Raw genomic sequence first — 24,148 nt, 5'->3', positions numbered from 1 at the left:
AATAACGGTTACACTGCGTAATCGTGGCGCTGACATCGCCACTTTTCCTACCCGGAGTCATTCACAGGAGGTGATGCCGATGCACTCACTTCGTCCCCAGGCGATACGCCTGGGCCAGATACTGACCTTCGCTACGCTAGTGGGCGCTTGCGGTGTCGCAGCCGCCGATGCCGAACGACTCGAAGCCGACCTACGGGCCCTGTTCGGCGAAGGCGGCACTCTCTCGCTGGGCGAGGTCTCGAGTGGCATGCTGCGCTCGCGCGTCACCGCCGAGGATATCGTCTTCGAGGCCGAGGAGGGCGAGCGCCTGCTGATCGAGCGCTACATCGTCAGCGGCGATTACGATGCTCCCGACGAGGTGACGCTGGAGGGCATTCGCATTGAGGACAGCCTTACCGAGCTGGCCTTGGTGAATATCGAGCGTCTTGTGCTGGGCGAGCCCTCGCGGGCAGTGTTCCCGCTTCACGAAGGTCTGGCTCCCGAGGAGGTGAACGTCGGCAGCCTGGCCATCGATGGCATCGTGTTGGAACTGGCCTCGGAACTGGCCGAGGAGCTCCTCTTCGACACGCCCTTGCAGAGCGGCGAGGGCCGCATGACCATCGAGCAGGTGCGCGGCGAATCGCTGACCCACGATGCCATCGGCATGCTCGAGATTACCGGCGTAGACGGGGTGGCAGAAAATCTGGATGAGTTCGGCTCGGGCTCCTTCACGCTGGGCTCACTGCGTCTCGATGAGCTGACCGGTATCGATACCGAAGGTGAGGAAAAGCTGGCCTCGCTGGTGCTGCGCGATTTTGTCGTGGAGGGCCGCGATCTGGTAGGGAGTCTGGCCATGCTCGAGGTCGATGGCGACTTCGATGACGGCAAGGGGGGGGTGCGCCTCGAGGAGCTGCAGGTCGATCTGGCACGCATGATCGAACTGGCTCCAGAAGAGGAGCGTACCCAGATGCGTATGGCCAGCAATGTGTTGACTAACGGCAGCGGCGAGCTGCGACTGGATGCCGCCTTCCTTGGCAATTGGAAGGATAAGGGCGACCACAGCGTGCTGGTCAGCGACATCCAGGTCGATATTGTTGATGCGCTGCGCCTGGCTTTCGATATCAGCCTGCCAGTGCAGCTACCGCAAGGGGTATCGGCGGCCGAAGCCTTCGCCGACACGGAGTGGCTGGAAGTCGCGACACTGCTGGGAGGTGATATGTACCTGAGCCTGTCCGACCAGGGGCTCTTCGCTCGCCTGGCGACTCTTGGCGCGGCGACTGAGGGCATCACCGAGGCGGAGTTCGTCGAGCGGGCACGCACCCAGGCTCAGGGCCTCGGCATGATGCTGGGACCTGAAGCGCAGGCGGTCCTGCTGGGACTGGTGAAACTGCTGGAGGGCACCGCCGAACGGGTCGAAGTTCGAGGCACCCTGCCCGCGGAGAGCAGCGTAGCCTCGTACAAGTCCGACCCGCTGGGGGCGGCGGGCAAGCTCAACATCAAGGTCGAGACGCACTGAGCCGGCTAAACCCGGCATGAGAAAAACTGCTTCCATTCATGACGGCCTTTCATGTGAAAGCCGTCATGGGCTGGGGTATCATGGCGCATCCCGATTCTCCCCGTGATGCGAGGTTTCCTGCCGATGTTCCGCCGTGACATGACGATTTCCGGTTTCGATGATGCCCTGTTCGATGCGATGCAGAAAGAGGTTGCTCGCCAGGAAGCTCACATCGAGCTGATTGCCTCCGAAAACTATGCCAGCCCTCGGGTGCTCGAGGCCCAGGGCAGCCAATTGACCAACAAGTACGCGGAAGGCTACCCCGGCAAGCGTTACTACGGCGGCTGTGAATACGTCGACATCGTCGAGCAACTGGCCATCGACTACGCCAAGCAGCTGTTCGACGCGAGCTACGCCAATGTCCAGCCGCACTCCGGCTCCCAAGCCAATGGCGCCGTGTTCCAGGCGCTGGTCAAGCCGGGCGACACCGTGCTGGGCATGAGCCTCGACGCGGGCGGCCACCTGACTCACGGCGCCAAGCCGAACTTCTCCGGCAAGCACTACAATGCCGTGCAGTACGGCATCGACGACACGGGGCGTATCGACTACGAGGAAGTGGCACGGCTTGCCCGCGAGCACCAGCCGAAAATGATCATCGCCGGCTTCTCCGCCTACTCCCAGATCATCGACTGGGCCAGGTTCCGCGAAATCGCTGACGAAATCGGCGCCTATCTGCTGGTCGACATGGCGCATATCGCCGGCCTGGTGGCCGCCGGGATCTATCCGACCCCGCTACCTCATGCCCACGTGGTGACCACGACCACTCACAAGACGCTGCGCGGCCCGCGCGGTGGCCTGATTCTTTCCGCCGAAGGCGACGCCGAGATCGAGAAGAAGCTGCAGTCCGCCGTCTTCCCGGGTAGCCAGGGCGGACCGCTCGAGCACGTCATCGCCGCCAAGGCGGTGTGCTTCAAGGAGGCCATGGAGCCCCAGTTCAAGGCCTATCAGCAGCAGGTGGTCACCAACGCCCAGACCATGGCCGGCGTGTTCATCGAGCGCGGTTATGACGTGGTCTCCGGCGGCACCGAGGACCACCTGTTCCTGCTCTCGCTGATCAAGCAGGGCCTGACCGGCAAGGATGCGGATGCCGCCCTGGGGCGCGCCCACATCACCGTCAACAAGAATGCCGTGCCCGGCGACCCCCAGAGCCCATTCGTCACCTCCGGTCTGCGCATCGGTACCCCGGCGGTGACCACTCGTGGCTTCGGCGAGAATGAGTGTCGCGAGCTGGCCGGTTGGATCTGCGACATCCTCGATACCATGGCCAAGGGCGAGGACAGCGCCGCTGTCGAAGCCGAGGTGAAGGGTAAGGTAGAGGGCGTCTGCGCCAGTTTCCCGGTCTATCGCTGAGCGTTTCTCCTAACCTTCCGCCACCGCCCTTCACGCCCCGCACCACTCCCTAGTGCGGGGCGTTTCGCGTATGACATTTTTCAGCCCTGAGGCTCTTTCGGGCCGTGCTAAAGTGAATAGCGTCAACATGTAACATTGCGTAATCACCCTCCGAACCCGAGCCCACGGCTTGTCACGGTGAATGTCGATGGCCATGAAACGGGATGCCACGGACCTGCAGCGCGCACTGCGTGCCTGCCGGGGGGCTTTCGCCTCGGTGGGATTCTTCAGCCTGTTCGTCAACCTGCTGATGCTGGTGCCGGCCCTATACATGCTGCAGGTCTACGATCGGGTGCTCTCGACCCAGAGCACCGAGACGCTGCTGATGCTCACCCTGGTGGTGATCTTCATGTTTGCCATCATGGGGATGCTCGAACTGGTGCGCTCGCGGATGCTGGTGCGCATCGGCAATCGCCTCGACATGCTGCTCAATGCGCGTATCTACCGGTCGATGTTCCGTCGCAGCCTGTTCAGCGAGGGAAGCCCGTCGTCCCAGCCGATCGATGATCTCTCCACCCTGCGCCAGTTCCTGGCCGGCAGCGGCCTGTTGGCCTTCTTCGATGCCCCCTGGGTACCGGTCTATCTGGCGGTGCTGTTCCTCTTTCATCCCTGGCTGGGGCTCTTCGCCACCGCGGCCGGCCTAATCTTGCTGGTGCTGGCAGTGGTCAGCGAGAAGGTCACCCAGCCCCTGCTGTCCTCAGCCCAGCACGAACAGATCAAGGCCCGTGAACTGGCGGCGTCCAACCTGCGCAACGCCGAGGTGCTGCATGCGATGGGCATGTTGCCGGGCATCATGGGGCGCTGGTCGCGTCGGCGTCACCACTTCCTGGCGGAGCAGTCCCGGGCCAACGATCGTGGCGAGGCCCTGAGCAGTGTGTCCCGGGTGCTGCGCCTGCTGGCCCAGTCCCTGATCCTGGGGCTGGGAGCCTGGCTGGTGCTGCGTGCCGAGCTGACGCCGGGCATGTTGATCGCCGGGGCCATCATCATGGGCCGTGCGCTGGCCCCCATCGACCGCCTGATCGGGACCTGGAAGGGCTTCGTCTCCGCCCGTGGGGCCTATGGAAGGCTCGATGAGCTGTTGACGCGGATCCCCACGGAGGAAAACGGCATGTCACTGCCGCCCCCTCAGGGAGAGGTTCGGGTCGAGGACGTGGCCGCCGCTCCACCCGGAGGGAAGGTACCGACCCTGCGCGGTATCCAACTGGCGGTGCCGGCAGGCCAGCATGTCGGCATCATCGGGCCCAGCGCCGCGGGAAAATCGACGCTGGCCCGGGTCCTGCTGGGCATCTGGCCGCCCCTGACCGGCACCACACGCCTGGACGGGGCCGATATCACCCGCTGGAATCGCGAGGAGGTCGGTCCCTACCTCGGCTACCTGCCCCAGGACATCGAACTGTTCGAGGGCACCATCGCCGAGAATATCGCCCGCTTCGGCGAGGTGGACTCCGACAAGGTGGTGGCGGCGGCACGCAAGGCCGGCGTGCACGAAATGGTGCTGGCGATGCCGGGGGGCTATGACACGCATATCGGCGCCAGTGGAGGCGGACTCTCCGGCGGCCAGCGCCAGCGCATCGCCCTGGCGAGGGCGCTCTACGGCGACCCGGTGCTGGTGGTGCTCGACGAGCCCAATGCCAGTCTCGACGACCGCGGCGAGCATGCCCTGCGGGCCGCCATGGTCGCCCTTAAGCATGAAGGCGTGACCCTGTTCGTGATCAGCCATCGGGTCAGCGTGCTGAAAGGAATGGACAAGTTGCTGGTCATGCGCGAGGGACAGGTCCAGCTGTTCGGTCCTCGTGAGGAGGTGATGGCCCATCTCGCCCCGAAGCCCGCCTCGCCACCACCGGCCGGCCAGCCGACAAGGGGGAAGGTTGTCGCGGTGGCGGGTGGTCGCCCGGACATCGGTGGTGATGCCAGCGGCAGGAGGAGCGACGATGAAGACGCTAGCTGAAGCGGGGGATCGGCCCTGCGAGCCCGGCAAGGGGCCGGCGCTCAAGTCGCCGGCACTGGAGGGCGAATATACCGTGCTGGTGCCGACCAATGATCGCGGCTACTGGCGGGTCGGCATGCTGGTGCTGCTGCTGGGGTTGGGTGGCTTCGGCGGCTGGGCCTTCACCGCGAACCTGGCGGTGGCGGTCGTGGCGCCGGGACATGTGGCCGTGGAAACCTTCCGACGCACGGTGCAGCACCTGGAGGGTGGCATCGTGCGCGAGATCCTGGTCGCGGATGGCGACCGGATCGAGGCGGGGCAGCCACTGGTGGTGATCGACGATACCCGAGCCCGTACCCAGTTGCGTGTCGCCCGTACCCAGTACCTGGTGGGGCGGGCCACCGAACTGCGACTGCTGGCCGAGCAGCGCGGGGATGACGAACTGCGGATACCCGACGAGCTGACCGACAGCGACCTGCCCAGGGTACAGGAGGTGCTGGCCGTGCAGCGGGCGCTGTTCGTCGCCCGGCGCCAGTCCCTGCGGGGCACCCTGGAGGCGCTGGATGAGCAGGCCATCCAGTTGCAGCGCCAGATCGAGGGGCTTGAGGAGATGGTGCGGATCAACGAGCGGCATGCGGCCTCGTTGCGTGAGGAGGCGGCCGACCTGCGCAACCTGTTCAGCAAGGGCATGGTGAACAACCAGCGCCTGCGCGAGGTGGAGCGTGACCTGCTGGAGCTCTCGAGCGAGATCGCCAGCCGCCGTGCTGAAATTGCCCGGCTGGGCTCGCAGGTCAGCGAGAGCCGCATGCAGCGCGAGATCAGGGTGCAGGAGTTCCAGAAGGAGGTTGGCGAACAGCTCCGCGAGACCCAGGCCATCGTCACCGAGGCCGAGGAGCGGATCACCGCACTCGATGACCAGATGAGCCGCGCCACGGTCAAGGCCCCGGTGGCGGGAATCGTCGTCGAACGCCGGGTGCATTCGGTGGGCGATGTGCTGCGTGCCGGCGACCCCCTGCTGGATATCGTGCCGGTCGATGACCGCTTCGTGGTCGAGGCCCGAGTGCCCGACCGTGACGTCAACCAGCTCTATCTCGGCCAGCCGGCGGAGATCCGCTTCTCCGCCTTCAACCAGCGCATGACCAACGTCATCGCGGCCCGGGTGGTCTTCGTCAGTGCCGACAGCCAGGTGGACGAGGCCACTGGCGTCCGGTTCTATCGCGTGCGCCTCAGGGTGACCGACGATGGTCGCCAGGAGATGACCGAGCAGATGCAACTCCTGGCCGGCATGCCCGCGGAGGTGATGATCCACACCGGCGATCGCACCTTCGCCAGCTATATCACCAAGCCGATCACCGACATGCTGGCTCGGGCCATCAGGGAGGAATGAAGGGGGGGCTTCACGGCGGGCCAGGACCCGCCCTGAACAGCCCCGCAAGTAGGGTTATGGCCTGAGGTACCAGGCGGGCTCTTGGTCATTGCCACGATGCGACGAGCTGATGGTGCAGGAGTGCTTCCGATGACCCAGTTGCTGTTTCTTTATTCCTGCCAGCCCCTGCATGCCTTGCCCATGACGTCGTAACACGGAGTTGCCGCCAACAGATGATGGCCCACCCGGCTGAAAGGGGGCCTGGGCTTATGGCCTTGGTCTGAATGCCGACGTCACCACGATTCATTCAGCAGGTAAGGCGATTACAGCGGTGATCGACGGCCTCGGCTGCTCCGCCACTCGCCATTGATGCTTACAAGGTATGAATAGGCGAGCCGCGAGTGGAGCAGGAAATGGTCTGGTGGGCTATCCATCGGCTTGATGATGCTCAATCGATTCGGTACTGAAAACCTCCCAGTTGGATATCCTTGTTTGGCACCTTTATGAATGAGGCGGGCTTATGTTGTGGCGATTTTTTTAATGGGTTTTTCTCGTGCTTTTAATGGCAGATAATTGGTTCTGATTTCCGGTTTAATTGATCAAATAAAAGCGACAGATCGGCTAAGTTATTTATTAGCCGTCGGCTCCTGAAGTATGGCTTGGCGGTGTTTCTTGATCGTCACCCTAGGGGGCATGGGGTGAAGATGCCATCCAGCTGCAGTGTCATGTTGAGAAGCTAATGAAGGTGGTGCAGCTTGTAGGACGGCAGGCCACGACATCGAAGTGTGTGGCCGTCCGCTTGCGAAATTAAACAACCAGGCAACCAGTGCCTGTGGCCTGCAGAGTTGATGGTCCTAACCGGCAAGGTGGCTGATAGAGCTATTCCGCCAGGGCGATCTCCGACTCGCTGGCCCGGAGCATCAGGGACGAACGTGGGTCTATCCAGAGTGGGGTAAGTTCCCCCTTCGGAAGATTCAGGTCCAGGGAATGGGTTATAAACCTTTCGCTAACCCGAGCGGTTAGGGAGACCTACCATGTCAGAAGATACTCTGGTGATCAGCGCAGACCCGGTTGCGGTCGACGAAACTCCGGGGGTACAGGGCGATAAGGACGAAATCCTTGTTGCAGATGGGGCGACACTGTTTTCCGAACTCTACCTTGAGTATGGCACGCCCGCAAACCTCGCCCTAGAGACGGGCATGATCAGCACGCCGGACGGGTTCACCACCCTTGCCTGGGCGGACGAGAATGGCGCTCCGCTCTCTTCAGCCACCAGCAACCTGACGGCGCTCGACCCCGGTTCCGGTCTCTACGAAGCGGTGACCCTTAGCACCGACCTGAACGATGGCAAGGTGCTGATCGGCACCACGGAGTCGGGCAATGTCGCCTTTATCGCGGTGATGGTGCCGAACGAAGGTGGTACCTCGTCCGATATCTACCTCCTCGACTATCTTCCGAAGGAGCACACTGACGGGGCGAATCCCGATGATGTCCTTACTCTGACGAATCTCTACGTCCATGTCAGCGTCGAGGAGTATATCCAGTTCAACTTCGATGGTGCCCCCGCGGGGCAAAACGCCTTCATGGCATTCGGTGACCCTACTGATGGGGTCGCGATCGTGGTTACCGGGCGCACCGTAGACGATACCGTCAACAGCAGCCAGGCCAACGTTACATCGCTCGGCAACAACAACCAGAATATCGACCCCGGCGACGCCCTGGTCGTCACCTATGTCCAGGGGATGAACAGCGACTACCTGGTGCCCGACCTGAGTTCCACCGAAGCGAGCGACCCCAGCAACATCGATTTCGAAGGGCTACAGGCAGCACAGGAGGCGACGGTGACACTGGTCAAGTTCACCCCTCCCAATGCAGAATCGATCGTGCGTATTACCGCGCTGCTCACGGATTTTGAAGAGGGCAATGACTTCATTCCGGGTATCACCAACGATAGTGACCCTGAAGTCGAGATCACCGCCGTCTTCGTTAATGGTGTGACCAGGGAGTTCACTCTCGACGGTAACACCGCGGTGATTGAGGGCATCAAAAACAACGACACCATCACCTTCCAGACCGATGGCGACCACAACCGCTTCATAGTCGAGAACGGGCAGCCCTTGAGCGGCTCTGGCTCGAACGTCAGCTGGAATATCGGTGGCGTTGCACTCTCCGATGTCAATGTGGAGACGGACACGGACCCCATCATGCTCCAATTCCATGATGATGGTCCGACGATCGACCTGACGCTCGGCACGGGCGTGCTGCAGACCGACGACGGCGACCTGGCGGGTGGCAACACCGGCGACGGCACGGGCACCGACAGTGACACCCAAGGCCTGGGTAGCCTGTTCACGGTGAGCTCCTCGACCGGGGCGGACAACGTCAACGACACCGACGACATCGCCTACACGCTTGAGCTGGGCACCAACACCACCACCGGGCTGGTCGATACCGCGACCGGCGAGACGGTGGTGCTAAGCCTGAATGGCAACGTGGTGGAGGGCCGCACCCAGACCAGCGACGAGCTGGTGTTCACGCTGAGCGCGGCCGCCAACGGTGACGTGACGCTGACCCAGGAACGCGCGGTCGAGCATGCCAGCGCCGACACCTCGGGCTATCCCAGTGACACCACCGGTCTGGGGGTGAGCGATGCGGTCTGGCTGCGCGGCACGATCAGCGATGACGAGACCGCGGCCGACACCGCTACCGACGCCGTCGACATCTCCGCCAACATCGCCTTCACCGACGATGGTCCGACGATCGACCTGACGCTCGGCACGGGCGTGCTGCAGACCGACGACGGCGACCTGGCGGGCGGCAACACCGGCGACGGCACGGGCACCGACAGTGACACCCAGGGCCTGGGTAGCCTGTTCACGGTGAGCTCCTCGACCGGGGCGGACAACGTCAACGACACCGACGACATCGCCTACACGCTTGAGCTGGGCACCAACACCACCACCGGGCTGGTCGATACCGCGACCGGCGAGACGGTGGTGCTGAGCCTGAATGGCAACGTGGTGGAGGGCCGCACCCAGACCAGCGACGAGCTGGTGTTCACGCTGAGCGCGGCCGCCAACGGTGACGTGACGCTGACCCAGGAACGCGCGGTCGAGCATGCCAGCGCCGACACCTCGGGCTATCCCAGTGACACCACCGGTCTGGGGGTGAGCGATGCGGTCTGGCTGCGCGGCACGATCAGCGATGACGAGACCGCGGCCGATACCGCTACCGACGCCGTCGACATCTCCGCCAACATCGCCTTCACCGACGATGGTCCGACGATCGACCTGACGCTCGGCACGGGCGTGCTGCAGACCGACGACGGCGACCTGGCGGGCGGCAACACCGGCGACGGCACGGGCACCGACAGTGACACCCAGGGCCTGGGCAGCCTGTTCACGGTGAGCTCCTCGACCGGGGCGGACAACGTCAACGACACCGACGACATCGCCTACACGCTTGAGCTGGGCACCAACACCACCACCGGGCTGGTCGATACCGCGACCGGCGAGACGGTGGTGCTAAGCCTGAATGGCAACGTGGTGGAGGGCCGCACCCAGACCAGCGACGAGCTGGTGTTCACGCTGAGCGCGGCCGCCAACGGTGACGTGACGCTGACCCAGGAACGCGCGGTCGAGCATGCCAGCGCCGACACCTCGGGCTATCCCAGTGACACCACCGGTCTGGGGGTGAGCGATGCGGTCTGGCTGCGCGGCACGATCAGCGATGACGAGACCGCGGCCGACACCGCTACCGACGCCGTCGACATCTCCGCCAACATCGCCTTCACCGACGATGGTCCGACGATCGACCTGACGCTCGGCACGGGCGTGCTGCAGACCGACGACGGCGACCTGGCGGGCGGCAACACCGGCGACGGCACGGGCACCGACAGTGACACCCAGGGCCTGGGCAGCCTGTTCACGGTGAGCTCCTCGACCGGGGCGGACAACGTCAACGACACCGACGACATCGCCTACACGCTTGAGCTGGGCACCAACACCACCACCGGGCTGGTCGATACCGCGACCGGCGAGACGGTGGTGCTGAGCCTGAATGGCAACGTGGTGGAGGGCCGCACCCAGACCAGCGACGAGCTGGTGTTCACGCTGAGCGCAGCCGCCAACGGTGACGTGACGCTGACCCAGGAACGCGCGGTCGAGCATGCCAGCGCCGACACCTCGGGCTATCCCAGTGACACCACCGGTCTGGGGGTGAGCGATGCGGTCTGGCTGCGCGGCACGATCAGCGATGACGAGACCGCGGCCGACACCGCTACCGACGCCGTCGACATCTCCGCCAACATCGCCTTCACCGACGATGGTCCGACGATCGACCTGACGCTCGGCACGGGCGTGCTGCAGACCGACGACGGCGACCTGGCGGGCGGCAACACCGGCGACGGCACGGGCACCGACAGTGACACCCAGGGCCTGGGCAGCCTGTTCACGGTGAGCTCCTCGACCGGGGCGGACAACGTCAACGACACCGACGACATCGCCTACACGCTTGAGCTGGGCACCAACACCACCACCGGGCTGGTCGATACCGCGACCGGCGAGACGGTGGTGCTGAGCCTGAATGGCAACGTGGTGGAGGGCCGCACCCAGACCAGCGACGAGCTGGTGTTCACGCTGAGCGCAGCCGCCAACGGTGACGTGACGCTGACCCAGGAACGCGCGGTCGAGCATGCCAGCGCCGACACCTCGGGCTATCCCAGTGACACCACCGGTCTGGGGGTGAGCGATGCGGTCTGGCTGCGCGGCACGATCAGCGATGACGAGACCGCGGCCGACACCGCTACCGACGCCGTCGACATCTCCGCCAACATCGCCTTCACCGACGACGGGCCGGAGATTGCCGTCGGCAATGCCAGCGGAACCTATGCGGATCCAGCCGAGGCGACAAGCACCTTTGTCGACGGACCCGGAGCCGACGGGGTCGGCGACCTGGCGATCACCTTCGATTCGTATGAGATCGACGCTAACGGTCTCATTCCGACCTCGAATAACGCCAACGTCACCTTCGAAGAGACGGGGACCGATACCCTCTGGACGGGGACCATCTTCGATGACTTTGACGGAGACGGCGAGTCCGAAACGTTCCAGTTCACCCTGGATGTCGATCTCGCCAACGACGCCTACACCGTCACCGTCGATACTCCGCCGGCCCAACGCATCGAGCTGTCGTCGGCGGACGGTTCGCTGGATGCCGGCGGACCGGACGCGGTTCGCACGCTGACCCTGCCGGATTCCAGCGAGGTCGTGTTCTCCGCCGTGGATCCCACGACCGCACCGGGAGTGATCGCGAGCTTCCTCAACGCGTCGGAGGCCTTCATCGAAGATAATGCTCTCCACCTGAGCGATGACGAGATGAACGTCAGCACCGCCGGCATCGGGAACGGCAACAACAACTTCGACGGCAACGCGCTCTCGGGCATCGACGGGGAAACGACGAGCGGCGGTAAGGTCGACGAGAGCTTCGTCATCGATCCGACCGGCTTCGACGTGAGTAGCGTCAAGGTCTACATCGACAACGCGGTGGGTGGCTACGACAATCCTCCAGAAGAGCTCTACTACCTCGCCTACGATGCGGACGGCAACGCGGTGGGTGAGCCGACACTGGTCACGGAAGACATGCTTTCACCGGAAGCGGGTGGTCAGGTCAGCTTCGTTATCGGCGATCCCGAAGGCCCGAACAACATCGACGCGGTGCAACTGTTCATGGGCAGTGGGACCATCAAGATCCCGGTGATCGAGTTCACCACCTCCGAAGCGTTCGATCCGGACACCCTCGCGCTGAACTTTACCGCCACGCTCAAGGACGGCGACCAGGACACCGCAACGGACGATTTCTCCGTGGACTTCGGCCCCGCAGTGGAGGAGGTCCCGTTAGTGTAGTGGGCTGCTCCCTCGACCGTTGAATAACGGCACAGGATCGGGCCGACCCGCCTCGCGCGGGCCGGCCCGCTTTTTTTCCGAACGCGGTCGTGACGTTCCACTATGTAGCGATGTCACGCTCGCTTCGGGGGTGGCGGCCGGGTCGTGAGCCGTATTCGGCGCTTATTTCCACGTGCCGGGTGCTTTCGCCGCGCCTTGGCACGCGCCCTGCCTGGGCATGGCGAGTCCACGACCCGGAGCCTGAGACGCCAGCCCCTCGATACCCGCCTTGCGTCCTAATCCCGCCCGGGGCCCGCGCTGACGGCGTATTTTCGTTATGATGAACGTCTTATATCCCAGCCATACAATGAATGGCGAGTGAATATCCCGTCGCTCTCGGGTTATCTCTGCTTCTCTGCAGGCGTCGCATCAGGGCAAGTCGACGACCCGACTGGTGCCGGATGACCCTCGTCAAGGGTGTAGTGTGGATGGCGCTGGCTTGGCGGGAATCCGGTATGCTGAGGTAAAGGGGTAGGCCGGGAAGGGCCTCGCCCCGTTCCTCCGCTACCAGCAGTTCCTCGGCTACAAGGAGCGAGACCATGTCGACACTCACCTTCCAAGGCGCGGTCAAGGAGGTCACCGGCTCGCGCTATCTGATCGAAGTGGAGGGGGACGACCGCACTTATCGCATCCTGTTGGAGTGCGGCCTGCATCAGGGCGGCAGACAAGCGGATACCGACAATGCCGTGCCGTTCGGCGCCTTGGCGAAGCAGCTCGATGCGGTGGTGATCTCCCACGGTCACCTGGATCATGCCGGGCTGTTACCCAAGCTGGTTCGGGAGGGGTACGACGGGCCGATACACTGCACTCGCGGCACACGCGACCTCCTCGATATCATGCTTGAGGACGCCGCCTTCATCATGGCCAAGGACGTCGAGTGGGAGAACAAATGGCGCAAGCGCCACGGCAGGCCCCTGGTCGAGCCGCTCTATGAGCTGGAGGATGTCGAGCGCACGCTGAAGCTGTGCAGCTCCCACGGCTACGGTCAGCCCATCACCCTGCCCGGTGGCGTGTCCCTGACCTATCACGATGCGGGCCATATTCTGGGCTCGGGGATCGTCGAACTGTCGGTGCCCTCCGGAGGACAAACGAAACGCCTCGTCTTCTCCGGGGACCTGGGCAACCCCAGTTCGGTACTTATGAAGGAGCCGGCCAAGCTATATGACGCCGATCTGGTGCTGATGGAGAGTACCTACGGCGACCGAGACCATCGGCCGCTCGATGAGACACTCGAGGAGTTCGCCCAGGTACTGGAAGAGGCCCACGCCAGCGGTGGCAACGTGCTCATCCCCGCTTTTGCCGTGGGTCGCACCCAGGAGATCCTCTATCACCTGAGCGTGCTCTATCACGAGGGGCGGCTGCGCCAGCAGATGGTGTTCCTCGATAGCCCAATGGCGATCAAGGTCACCGAGCTCTACCATCGTGCGCGCAAGTCGTTAGACGCCGATGACCTCAAGGTGCTCAACATCGCTGCCAGTGGCGACACCAGCCGCTACCTGCCGATTCTGCGCATGACGCGCACGGTAGAAGAGTCCATGGCGATCAATCGTATCCACGGTGGGGCCATTATCATCGCCGGGGCCGGCATGTGTACCGGTGGTCGCATCGTTCACCATTTCCGCTACAACCTCGAGAAGTCCAACACCCGGTTGGTTATCGTCGGCTTCCAGGCTGCCGGCACCCTGGGGCGCCAGCTCGTCGACGGTGCCGAGCGGGTGCGCGTGCTGGGGCAGGACCTGGCGGTAAAGGCCAAGGTGCACACGATCGGTGGTTTCTCCGCCCATGCCGGGCAGAGCCAGCTGATCGGCTGGGCCGGTGCCTTCCGAGACAAACCTCGCTTTTATCTGGTGCACGGCGAACCCGGAGCCCAAGAGGTGCTGCAGTCCGCCCTGGCCGAGAGCGGCATCGAGGCCGAAATCCCTGCCTTCGACGATCGCATCGAGCTATAGACAAGTGCTGGCGCGACAGGCTGCCGCCACGCCAGCGGTGGCCAGCAAGCACACCCTGCCATAAGGCAAGAAGGTGAAGAGGCGTCGCTGCTGATTGCCCAGCTCTTCATCGTCCAGATGCAGTCGGCGGTGTTGTGTGCGCCTCACCATCAGGCTGTTCGGACCACCTGCCGAAGAGGCCGGCTGAGAGGCGCTGCTGCCCCAGCCAGCGGCCGCATCGAGTTGGTTCAGCCCCTTCCCTTAACGACACCATCTCATCGAGATTTTCAGCCTCGTCGCCAAGAGCTGAAGTGGCAAGTCGAGCGAGCAGATCCGAATGGATTCACATGCCGTTTATTTTCTTGATCCGAATCAAGATGCGGCCACATGACACATGCCAATGCTTACCTGATGCTCTATTTTTAAATTAAGTTATTTACTTAGAGGATTAGGTTATGAGGGGGGGAGGTTGCTAACTATCGGTCTGCTGTCCGGAATGATCTCTGCAGGACATGCCGTAGCCCAGGAAGCTGAGGCCTATCGGGAGACTCAGCTTGGGCTTTATGTCACCGCAGCGGAGGCTTACGAGCTTCTCGAGGCGAACGAGCGGGCGCTACTGATAGACGTTCGCGACCCGATCGAGATCAAGTTTACCGGCTTCGCTGAGTCAACAGACATTCATGTGCCCTGGGTGCTGGCGGACCGCGACAATTTCGATGAAGAAGCAAAGACATGGCCGATGGTCAAGAACGCTGCTTTCAACAACCAAGTGCAGGCGCAGCTGGATGCCCTGGGCGTAGCCGAGGACGATCCCATTATCGTCATGTGCCGCTCGGGCTCGACCCGCAGCGCACCAGCGGCTGATGCCATCGCCGGGATGGGCTTCAGCGAAGTCTACTCGGTCACCGATGGCTTCGAGGGCGGCAAGCTCGGCGAGGGCGATTCGAAGGGAGTCCGCGCCGTCAACGGATGGAGGAACTCCGGACTGCCGTGGAGCTACGACATCGATCCCGACGTGGCCTGGCGGCCGGCACAGTGACTCGTGCCCGCCTGGTCGATAATCGTTAATGGTAAACGGCAACTCAATCAATGACTGCATAGTGAAGAGGAGGCTAACCAATGACGTTCAAGTCGAGCCTGGTGGCAGCGGTTGCGGCAGGTGCCATTGTATGGGGGGTATGGCGGTGGCCGATAGCCACGGTGGTGGGGCGATGCATGACAAAGTGCTTGTGATTCTCACCAGCGATTCGCTGCAGACCCAGGGCATGGCGATGATCCTGTCGAATGCCATGCAGGAGCAGGGCACCGATCTGTCGATCCTGCTGTGCGATGCAGCCGGTGATCTCGCCGTCGAAGGGTATTCCAGCGCAGAAGCCATTGCGACTCCACCGAGCAATCCTGCGGGGCAGGTCAAGCCGGAAGGCATTTTGCAGAAGCTGATGGACAACGGAGCCAGCGTGGATGTGTGTGCCATCTACCTACCCAACAGCGAGCACGAGCAGGAGGACCTGCGCGAAGGTGTCGGTGTGGCTTCCCCGGGTCCTGTGGCTGAGATGATGCGTGACCCAAATATGCCCGTTTTCAGTTTCTGATCTGACCCGGAGGTGCACTTTTATGAAAAGCAATGTAGGCGGTATCGACAAGATCCTGCGGATCGTGGTCGGGGCCGTTCTGATCGGTCTGGTTTTGACCGGCGCGATCGGCGCCTGGGGCTGGATCGGCATATTGCCGCTGGCGACGGGGCTGTTCAACTTCTGCCCGGCCTACCAGCTGTTGGGTATCAACACCTGTAAGCTTTCAAAGAAGTAACCACGCGGGCGAAGCTCAGTAGGTTCCAAGGCGCTATCGCTTCCGGCGGCGGCGCCTTTTCGTAGCAAGCAACTGGACACGCAGCATCAAGGAGAATTTCGGCGTCGAGATTCCCTTCCCGATCATCGAGGACCTGCAGATGAAGGTAGCCAATGCCTACGGCATGGTGCAGCCGGGGGCCAGCGACACCTCCGCGGTGCGCGCCACCTTCATCATCGATCCCGAGGGTGTCCTGCGCGCCATGATCTACTACCCGATGAGCAACGGCCGCTCCATCGACGAGGTATTGCGCCTGGTCAAGGCGCTGCAGACCAGCGACGAGCATGGCGTGGCCACGCCCGAGGCCTGGCAGCCGGGCGAGCCGGTCATCGTACCGCCGCCGCACACCGTAGCGGATGCCGCGGCACGCAAGGAGCAGGGTTACGAATACACCGACTGGTACTTCTGCAAGAAGGCACTGTAAGACCGTTCCTCAGGCCCCGGCATTGCCGGGGCCGACTGGCCACAGTCGACGCTCCAGTGTGAGCCCGAGACCAACGGCAAACGCTACTTGAAAACCCTCTCGATGCCCTGGAAGAGGCTGCCTGGGATTGAGTGGCCGGGTTGGGATAGACCTCGGGAGGAGGCATCGAAAATGGCCTGAATATATCGAAACGATATATCTATAAAACTAAATTTCTTTTACACTGTCTCAGCAGTAGCGCATGACGGTAACGGAGGTATCGCAATGACTCAGCCATTAGAAGCGTCGTATCCCGCGGGAAACCCCATCGTGACACACTTCTTCGACGAACCGACCAACACCTTCAGCTATGTGGTGCGAGATCCTCAGAGCAATGCCTGTGCGATTCTCGACTCGGTTCTTGACTTTGACTACGCCGCCGGCAGGACCGACGTGCGCTCTGCCGACGCGATCATCGACTTCATTCAGCGCGAGGGGTTGCAGGTCGAGTGGATCCTCGAAACCCACGTACACGCCGACCATCTCTCCGCCGCGCCCTACCTGCACGAGAAGCTGGGCGGCAAGACCGGCATTGGTGCCAACATTACTGTGGTGCAGGACGTCTTCGGCAAGGCATTCAATGCGGGAACCGAATTCGCCCGCGACGGCAGCCAGTTCGATCGTCTCTTCGAGGAGGGCGATACCTTCACCATCGGCAATCTGGAAGGACGGGTATTGCATACGCCGGGGCATACGCCGGCCTGCCTGACCTACGTCATCGGCGATGCCGCCTTCGTCGGCGACACCTTGTTCATGCCCGACTACGGTACGGCCCGCTGCGATTTCCCCGGTGGCGATGCCCGCACCCTGTTTCAATCCATTCAGAAGGTGCTGGCGCTACCGGGCGAGACGCGACTCTTCCTGTGTCATGACTACAAGGCGCCGGAACGCGAGGAGTACCAGCACGAGACCACCGTGGCCGAGCAGCGTGCCCATAACGTTCACGTGCACGAAGGCATCAGCGAGGAGGAGTTCGTCAGGATGCGCACCGAGCGTGACGCCACCCTCGATATGCCGCGTCTGATCCTGCCGTCGGTACAGGTCAACATGCGCGCCGGCCACATGCCCCCGCCCGAGGACAACGGCCAGGTTTATCTCAAGGTGCCGATCAACAAGTTTTGAGGACAACCGGGTGAATCCCAAGCGTTACCTGCCGATCCTTCAGTGGCTGCCGGGTTACGGGCGTGCCACCTTGTCCAACGACCTGCTGGCAGCGGTCATCGTGACCATCATGCTGATCCCGCAGTCGCTGGCCTATGCCATGCTGGCCGGTCTGCCACCCGAAGTTGGGCTCTACGCCAGTATTGCGCCATTGGTGGTCTATGCCGTGTTCGGCACCAGCCGAACCTTGGCGGTGGGGCCGGTGGCGGTGGTGTCGCTGATGACCGCGGCGGCGGTTGGGCAGATAGCTCCCCAGGGCTCGTCGGAGTACCTTGGTGCGGCACTGGTGCTGGCGCTGATGTCGGGGCTGATTCTCACCCTGATGGGAATCGCACGGCTGGGGTTTCTGGCCAACTTTCTCAGTCATCCGGTCATCTCGGGGTTCATTACCGCTTCGGGGCTCATCATTGCCGCCAGTCAGTTCAAGCATGTGCTGGGGGTGGAGGCCAGCGGCCATAACCTTCTGGAGCTGCTGGCCAGCTTGAGCGGCAGCTTGGGAGCTGTTAACGGGACTACGCTTGTCATTGGCCTCGCCGTTCTGGCGTTTCTCCATGTTGCGCGCCGCTGGCTCAAGCCCGGTCTGAGCAAGCTGGGCGTGCCCGAACGTCCGGCGGACATGCTGACCAAGGCTGCGCCGATACTTGCCGTTGCCGTCACCACCCTGGTCACCTGGGGGCTGGGCCTGGATGCACGGGGCGTGGCCGTGGTGGGTGAAGTGCCCGCTGGCCTGCCGCCACTGGCGCTGCCGAGTCTTGAACTGGCGCTGTGGCGCGAACTCTTCATGGCGGCGCTTTTAATCAGTGTGATCGGCTTCGTCGAGTCGGTCTCGGTGGGGCAAACCCTCGCCGCCAAGCGGCGCCAGCGCATTGATCCTGACCAGGAACTGGTAGGCCTGGGCACATCGAATATCGCTGCGTCCCTGACTGGCGGTATGCCGGTCACCGGAGGCTTCGCCCGTTCGGTAGTCAACTTCGATGCGGGGGCCGAGACGCCGGCCGCTGGCGCTTTCACCGCGGTGGGCATAGCCGTCGCCGCGCTGCTGTTGACTCCACTGATTGCCTACCTGCCGATCGCCACTCTGGCAGCGACCATCATCGTGGCCGTGCTTTCGCTGGTGGACTTCAAGGCCATTCGCCACACCTGGAATTACTCACGCTCCGATGCCCTGGCCATGCTCGCCACCATCGGCGTGACTCTCGGCCACGGGGTGGAGAGCGGCATCCTCGCCGGGGTGGGGCTGTCACTGGCGCTGCATCTCTACAACACTAGCCGTCCCCACAGTGCGGTGGTGGGCCGGGTGCCGGGTACCGAGCACTTTCGTAACGTCAAGCGGCATCATGTCGAAACAGACCCGCACCTTGCCATATTGCGGGTCGACGAGAGTCTTTACTTCGCCAACTCACGCTACTTGGAAGACCTGGTGATGTCGCTGGCGGCGCGAGAGCCTGGGCTTGAGCACATCGTGTTGGCCTGCCAGGCAGTCAACAGGATCGATGCCTCGGCATTGGAGAGCCTGGAGGCGATCAATACCCGCTTGCGGGACGCTGGGGTCAAGCTGCACCTGGCGGAGGTCAAGGGGCCGGTGATGGATCGGCTGAAGCACACCGACTTCTGTCATGACATGACGGGCATGGTGTTTTTAAGCACCTTCGATGCCTGGCGTTACCTGCGCGGCGAAACGCAATACCCCGGAACGTCTTGCGGTGGGGGGGAGTCCGCACCGCTGGCAATTCGGGCTGAATGAATCTGAGAGAAACGGGAGGAACGACGTGGATTGGAGCGCAAGTCTGCAAGGGCTGGCCGGTGGCGTACTCATTGGACTGTCCGCCGTCTGGCTGATGGCGACGCTGGGGCGTATCGCCGGTATCAGTGGCATCGTCGGTAGCCTGGTGACGACCTTGCCCAAGGGGGACAGCTCCTGGCGCGTGGCCTTCGTGCTGGGCCTGGTCAGCGGCCCGCTGCTGCTCATGGCGCTCGGCGGTGGCCTGGGCAATGTAGCCGGGGTGCCGGGAGCGGTGGTCGGCGAGCCCGCTGGTGGCGTGGGGCTCATGCTCGTGGCTGGCCTGTTGGTCGGGGTCGGAACCGGCCTGGGTAGCGGCTGCACCAGCGGCCACGGTGTCTGTGGCCTGGCGCGGCTGTCGCCCCGCTCGATGGTGGCAACCGCAACCTTCCTGGTATGCGCCATCGTCACCGTCTTTGTGGTGCGGCACGTCATTGGAGGTGGGGCATGAAGACGTTCATGGGCTATATCGCCGGACTGCTGTTCGGCCTTGGCCTGGCGCTTGCCGGCATGACCGACCCGGCTCGCGTGCTGGGCTTTCTCGATCTCTTCGGCGCGTGGGATCCGACCCTGATGTTCGTGCTCGGCGGGGCCGTGGTGACGACCTTCATTGGTTACCGACTAGTGTTTCGTCGCGAGCGCCCCTTGATCGGCGAAACCTTTCAACTGCCCACTCGGCGGGATCTGGATGGCCGGCTGATCGGCGGAGCTGCCCTGTTCGGCATCGGATGGGGGCTTTCGGGCTACTGCCCCGGGCCGGCCATTGCTTCCATCGCCGGTCTTACCGCGCCGCTGTTTGCCATGCTCGCGGCGATGGTGGCGGGCTGGTTCCTGGCACGCGCGATTCCCTCTCGAGGCTGAGATTATGTTCATGTTTCCTTTCAGGCTGGGAAACAGAACGAGCCCACTGCGACCAATGGATAGCCAGCCTGGGCGCAGCGCCTCCGTCCGCTTAACGCCGCGTTAATGAATACGTGGCAAGGTGTCGCACAACGCTTGAGGTTCCATTATGCATGTGTTGCTCGTCGAGGATGATGACCTGGTGGCATCGGGGATTCGCGCCGGCCTGGGTCTGTATGGGTTCGTGGTGGACCACGTGCCGACGCTGGCCTTGGCACGTTCGGCCTTGGAGGCCGTGTCGAGCGATGCGGTGATACTCGATCGCGGAATGCCAGACGGTGATGGCCTGGCACTGCTAGAAGAGTGGCGAGCGTCCGGAGTCGACCTGCCGGTTCTGGTATTGACTGCTCGCGATGCCGTCAACGATCGCGTACAGGGGCTGCAGGACGGCGCGGATGACTACATGATCAAGCCATTCGATCTGGATGAGCTGGTCGCCCGCTTGCAGGCCTTGCTGCGACGCGTCGCCGGGCGAGCCCGGGCCTGCGTTGAGCATGGCTCCTTGTGCCTCGACCCGACGACCCGTGAGGTCACTCTGAATGGCCGGGCAGTGGAGCTGTCTCGGCGAGAGCTGGTATTGCTGGAAACCTTCTTGCAGTCGCCGCGCAGTGTGCTGTCCGCCGGTCAGCTCAAGGACAGCCTCTATGGCATGAACGAGGAAGTGGAGAGCAACGCTCTCAACGTGCACATCCACCATCTGCGGCGCAAGTTCGGTAGCGGCGTGATCGAGACCGTGCGTGGCGTAGGGTTCCGTCTGGGCAAGCCCGAGCGTGTCGGGCAGCTGGGCGAGCGGAAAGCGGTGCCATGAGCCTGCGGGCCAGGTTGTTGCTCACCTTGGGGCTCACTCTGGTGTTGCTTTGGGGGTTGGCCGCGGCCTGGCTGCTGCGTGATCTGCATGACCAGTTCGTGGCCACGCTCGACCAGCGACTCGCCCAGTCGGCGCGCATGGTCGCGGCGCTGGCGGCTCAGCTTCCGCAGGAGGTCTGGTTAGCGGCAGATCGCCAAGCATTGACGATCCCGCCCATCGAAGGACTCGCCTGCCAGGTGCATTCGCCCAGTGGCGAGATCATGGCGCGTACCCATGCCGACATGGAGGACATTCTGTCAGCCGGCGGGCAGGGACACAGCTACCGCGAGTCGGACGGGGTGACCTGGCGGGTATTCACCTATGAGCGAGACGGCCTGACCATCACCACGGCGGATCGAATGGATGAACGAAACCTGCTGCTGGGCAACGTGATCAAGGTGGCTGTGGTGCCCTTCGTCGTGGCGTTGCTGGGTAGTCTGGTCGCGATATGGTTCGGCGTCATTCGCGGCCTGGCACCGCTCGAGCGTCTTCGTGGAGCCCTGTCGCAGCGCCATCCCGACGATTTGGAGTCAGTTTCCAAAGCAGGCATGCCGGCCGAGATTCGTCCCCTGATCGATGCGCTCAATGCCTTGCTTGCCAGGGTTCATGCGGCCTTTATTCGAGAGCAACGCTTCACCAGCGATGCGGCGCATGAGCTGCGCACGCCGCTGACCGCGGCAAAAACGCACCTCCAAGTGGCACGTCGGTTGGAAGGCCCAGCCTCACACAAGGCCCTGGAGCATGCCGAGCAGGGAATGGTCCGTCTGGCTCGGACCATCGACCAACTACTGACGCTTTCACGAGTCGAGGGCCGGCTGGTTTTTGACGATGGCGAGCCGAGCTGGATTGAAGCGGTGGTGAAACTGGCACGGTGGGATGCCGACCCGACCGGGGCTGCCAATATCGAGTTGACCGGCACTTGGCCGGCCTGGGAGCTGGCCATGCCGCGTGAGCTGGCCGTTACCGCATTACGTAATCTGATCGACAATGCACTTCGCCATGGCCGTGCCGGCTCACCCGTCACGCTGAGCGTCGAATCCGAGCCGTCTGGATGCGATGCGCCGAACCAAGTGACGTTTTGCGTACATAATGAAGTAGCAGGTATCGACCCCGATACACTGCCGCAGCTCACTCGCCGCTTCTGGCGAAATGGCACGCAGCAGGGTAGTGGCCTTGGCTTGTCCATCGTGGCAGCCATTGCAGCGCGATTCGGTGGCGCCGTGAGCTTCCGTTGCCCCACGGAGGGAGGTTTCGAGGCTCAACTGACGCTGCCGCTTGTGCAGCAACAAGAGGGTCCGGAAACCCCGGACCAGATGACCCGCAAGGGACCCATAACAACGACGAGAGAGTGATGCGAGATGACGACCGTGAATAGCGCAGTCAGCCTCGGCTTGGTGCTTGGCCTCGCGGCCGGTCCGGCTTTGGCACAGGAGGGAGATCCGCAGCGCGGTGAGACTGCCGCTGCCACTTGTGTGGCCTGCCATCAGGCGGATGGTAGCGGAAAGCATATAGACGGGGGAGAGTCCTGGCCGCGGCTGGCCGGCCAGAATGCCGACTATATCGCGAAACAGCTGAAGGATTTCAAGGCTGGCCGGCGGCAAAACGCCACCATGCAGCCCTTCGCCAATATGCTCGACGACCAGCAGATCGCCGATGTGGCCGCGTACTACAGCCAACTGCCCGCTACCGAGGCGGAGGGCGGCGGGAATGCCGACGAGGCTCTGCTCGCGCGAGGTGAGCAGTTGGCGCTACGGGGCGACTGGAACGACTATATCGTTTCCTGCAAGAGCTGCCATGGTCCCGGAAACGAGGGGGCGGGTAGCACGTTCCCCGGCATCGCCAGCCAGCACGCCGGCTATATAGAGAATCAGCTGCGCGCCTGGCAGGCCGATGAACGTGGCAACGATCCGCAGAACTTGATGGGATCCATCGCCAAGCGCATGAGTGACGAAGACATCCGCGCCGTGGCGGCCTGGCTCTCGCGCCAGACCGTGGCATCTGAATAAGGGGACAGAGCATGAATAGCAGAACGATTGGCCTGGCTCTGACCGGCATTACCTTGGCCGGAGGCGTGAGCGCAGCGGTCTGGGCAGAATACGAGACCCTGGTTGAGATGGGCTACCCCGCACCCAAGGAAGGCGAGCTGGTGCATGTACCACCGACCATGGAGGACCTCGAGGAAGCGGATCTGAACCCCGAGCTGAAGAAGGTGATCCGTCGAGGTTACGACCTGTTCACCAATACGCAGCAGTTGCGCGGCGTAAATGTCTTCAATGACATGAACTGCTCGAGCTGTCACCTGGGAGAGGGGCGCCAGCCGTTCAGCGGTCCGGTGTGGCCCGCAGCCGTCACGCTGCCCGACTTCCGCGGCAAGAACCAGCACGTTAACAGCTTGGAAGAGCGCATCGCGGGCTGCTTCGCCTACTCAATGAACGGTTCTCCACCCATCTATGGCAGCGACGACATGGTGGCGCTTTCGGCTTACCACCAATGGCTGGCAACCGGCGTGCCCATGTACCCTGAACAGCCGATTTACGGCCGGGGCTTCCCGCGCCTCGAAGAGCCTGAACAGGCGCCGGATTATGCCCGTGGTGAACAGATCTACCAGGAGCAGTGCGCGGTCTGTCACAGCGAGGACGGCTCTGGACTCTACCAGGAGGGTGAGTACATCTTCCCGGCTCCTTGGGGAGACGGTTCCAACAACTGGGGCGCAGGAATTTCGCGCACCTATACCATGGCCGGTTTCGTCAAGCATAACATGCCGCTGGGTCAACCGATGAGCCTGTCCGATCAGGAAGCCTGGGATGTCGCCCTTTACATCACCAGCCAGGAGCGGCCGCAGGATCCTCGTTACACCGGTGACGTCAGGGAGACGCGGGAACGCTTCGAAGCGACCTTCCACAAGCATACGCAATATGGCACCGAGCGTGAGCACGATGGAGCCCTGTTGGGAGATCATGACAACACAGGGGAAAAAGGAGAGGTTCGTCCCTGGAATGTCGGAGTGCCGCGTTTCGAGTACCTCGAAGATTAAAGCGACATGAAGAAGGCCCCGCTCGGCTC

At 63.0% G+C, this 24,148-nt stretch carries 18 protein-coding genes; all 18 read left to right on the top strand.

All coding sequences use genetic code 11. From position 1 onward, the window contains the following. The first annotated feature begins 79 nt into the window (after window positions 1-79). A complete protein-coding gene (locus tag HNO52_RS15335) occupies window positions 80-1,495 on the top strand; it encodes a hypothetical protein (protein WP_197566105.1) in 1,416 nt (471 codons plus the stop codon). 123 nt (window positions 1,496-1,618) lie between these two features. Next, window positions 1,619-2,884, top strand: a complete 1,266-nt coding sequence (gene glyA / locus HNO52_RS15330; RefSeq protein WP_197569261.1) for a serine hydroxymethyltransferase — start codon at window positions 1,619-1,621, stop codon at window positions 2,882-2,884. A 187-nt stretch (window positions 2,885-3,071) separates the two neighbouring features. Next, window positions 3,072-4,871 (top strand): type I secretion system permease/ATPase, encoded by a 1,800-nt coding sequence (locus tag HNO52_RS15325; RefSeq protein WP_197566104.1) that lies wholly within the window; start codon window positions 3,072-3,074, stop codon window positions 4,869-4,871. Beyond that, complete coding sequence (locus HNO52_RS15320) at window positions 4,855-6,237, top strand: HlyD family type I secretion periplasmic adaptor subunit (protein ID WP_197566103.1); 1,383 nt, start codon at window positions 4,855-4,857, stop codon at window positions 6,235-6,237. Before HNO52_RS15325 ends, HNO52_RS15320 begins: the two co-directional genes overlap by 17 nt. Window positions 6,238-7,250: 1,013 nt before the next feature. Further along, on the top strand, window positions 7,251-12,119 hold the full coding sequence (locus HNO52_RS15315) for a DUF5801 repeats-in-toxin domain-containing protein (protein WP_197566102.1): 4,869 nt from the start codon (window positions 7,251-7,253) through the stop codon (window positions 12,117-12,119). Between the two features lie 578 nt (window positions 12,120-12,697). Continuing rightward, the gene (locus HNO52_RS15310) at window positions 12,698-14,107 is read left to right on the top strand and encodes an MBL fold metallo-hydrolase RNA specificity domain-containing protein (protein WP_197566101.1); all 1,410 of its coding nucleotides are present in this window, start codon (window positions 12,698-12,700) and stop codon (window positions 14,105-14,107) included. Window positions 14,108-14,555: 448 nt separating this feature from the next. Beyond that, window positions 14,556-15,125 (top strand): rhodanese-like domain-containing protein, encoded by a 570-nt coding sequence (locus tag HNO52_RS15305; RefSeq protein ID WP_232090323.1) that lies wholly within the window; start codon window positions 14,556-14,558, stop codon window positions 15,123-15,125. Window positions 15,126-15,264: 139 nt separating this feature from the next. Continuing rightward, window positions 15,265-15,678 (top strand): DsrE family protein, encoded by a 414-nt coding sequence (locus tag HNO52_RS15300; protein WP_232090321.1) that lies wholly within the window; start codon window positions 15,265-15,267, stop codon window positions 15,676-15,678. A gap of 22 nt (window positions 15,679-15,700) precedes the next feature. After that, complete coding sequence (locus HNO52_RS15295) at window positions 15,701-15,895, top strand: YgaP family membrane protein (protein ID WP_197566099.1); 195 nt, start codon at window positions 15,701-15,703, stop codon at window positions 15,893-15,895. Window positions 15,896-15,980: 85 nt separating this feature from the next. After that, window positions 15,981-16,358, top strand: a complete 378-nt coding sequence (locus tag HNO52_RS15290; protein ID WP_269476089.1) for a redoxin domain-containing protein — start codon at window positions 15,981-15,983, stop codon at window positions 16,356-16,358. 264 nt (window positions 16,359-16,622) lie between these two features. Next, complete coding sequence (locus tag HNO52_RS15285) at window positions 16,623-17,519, top strand: MBL fold metallo-hydrolase (protein ID WP_197566098.1); 897 nt, start codon at window positions 16,623-16,625, stop codon at window positions 17,517-17,519. Window positions 17,520-17,529: 10 nt separating this feature from the next. Beyond that, entirely contained in the window at window positions 17,530-19,302 is a 1,773-nt protein-coding gene (locus HNO52_RS15280; RefSeq protein WP_197566097.1) for a SulP family inorganic anion transporter, read from the top strand. A 25-nt stretch (window positions 19,303-19,327) separates the two neighbouring features. Continuing rightward, window positions 19,328-19,789: a YeeE/YedE family protein gene (locus HNO52_RS15275; RefSeq protein ID WP_197566096.1), complete on the top strand. Its 462-nt coding sequence runs from the start codon at window positions 19,328-19,330 to the stop codon at window positions 19,787-19,789. Then, entirely contained in the window at window positions 19,786-20,199 is a 414-nt protein-coding gene (locus tag HNO52_RS15270) for a DUF6691 family protein (RefSeq protein WP_197566095.1), read from the top strand. Before HNO52_RS15275 ends, HNO52_RS15270 begins: the two co-directional genes overlap by 4 nt. A 148-nt stretch (window positions 20,200-20,347) precedes the next feature. Continuing rightward, window positions 20,348-21,046 carry a response regulator gene (locus HNO52_RS15265; protein ID WP_197566094.1) on the top strand — a complete coding sequence of 233 codons (699 nt, stop codon included), beginning with the start codon at window positions 20,348-20,350 and terminating at the stop codon, window positions 21,044-21,046. Beyond that, complete coding sequence (locus HNO52_RS15260) at window positions 21,043-22,437, top strand: ATP-binding protein (protein WP_197566093.1); 1,395 nt, start codon at window positions 21,043-21,045, stop codon at window positions 22,435-22,437. The genes HNO52_RS15265 and HNO52_RS15260 overlap by 4 nt, the downstream gene beginning before the upstream one ends. Window positions 22,438-22,443: 6 nt before the next feature. Then, window positions 22,444-23,091: a c-type cytochrome gene (locus HNO52_RS15255; RefSeq protein ID WP_197566092.1), complete on the top strand. Its 648-nt coding sequence runs from the start codon at window positions 22,444-22,446 to the stop codon at window positions 23,089-23,091. Window positions 23,092-23,102: 11 nt separating this feature from the next. Then, entirely contained in the window at window positions 23,103-24,119 is a 1,017-nt protein-coding gene (locus HNO52_RS15250; protein WP_197566091.1) for a c-type cytochrome, read from the top strand. Window positions 24,120-24,148 lie beyond the last annotated feature (29 nt).

Origin of the sequence: Halomonas sp. MCCC 1A13316, assembly GCF_014931605.1 — a bacterium.
In the GTDB taxonomy this organism is placed as follows: domain Bacteria; phylum Pseudomonadota; class Gammaproteobacteria; order Pseudomonadales; family Halomonadaceae; genus Halomonas.
This window is presented reverse-complemented; position numbering and strand designations above follow the sequence as displayed.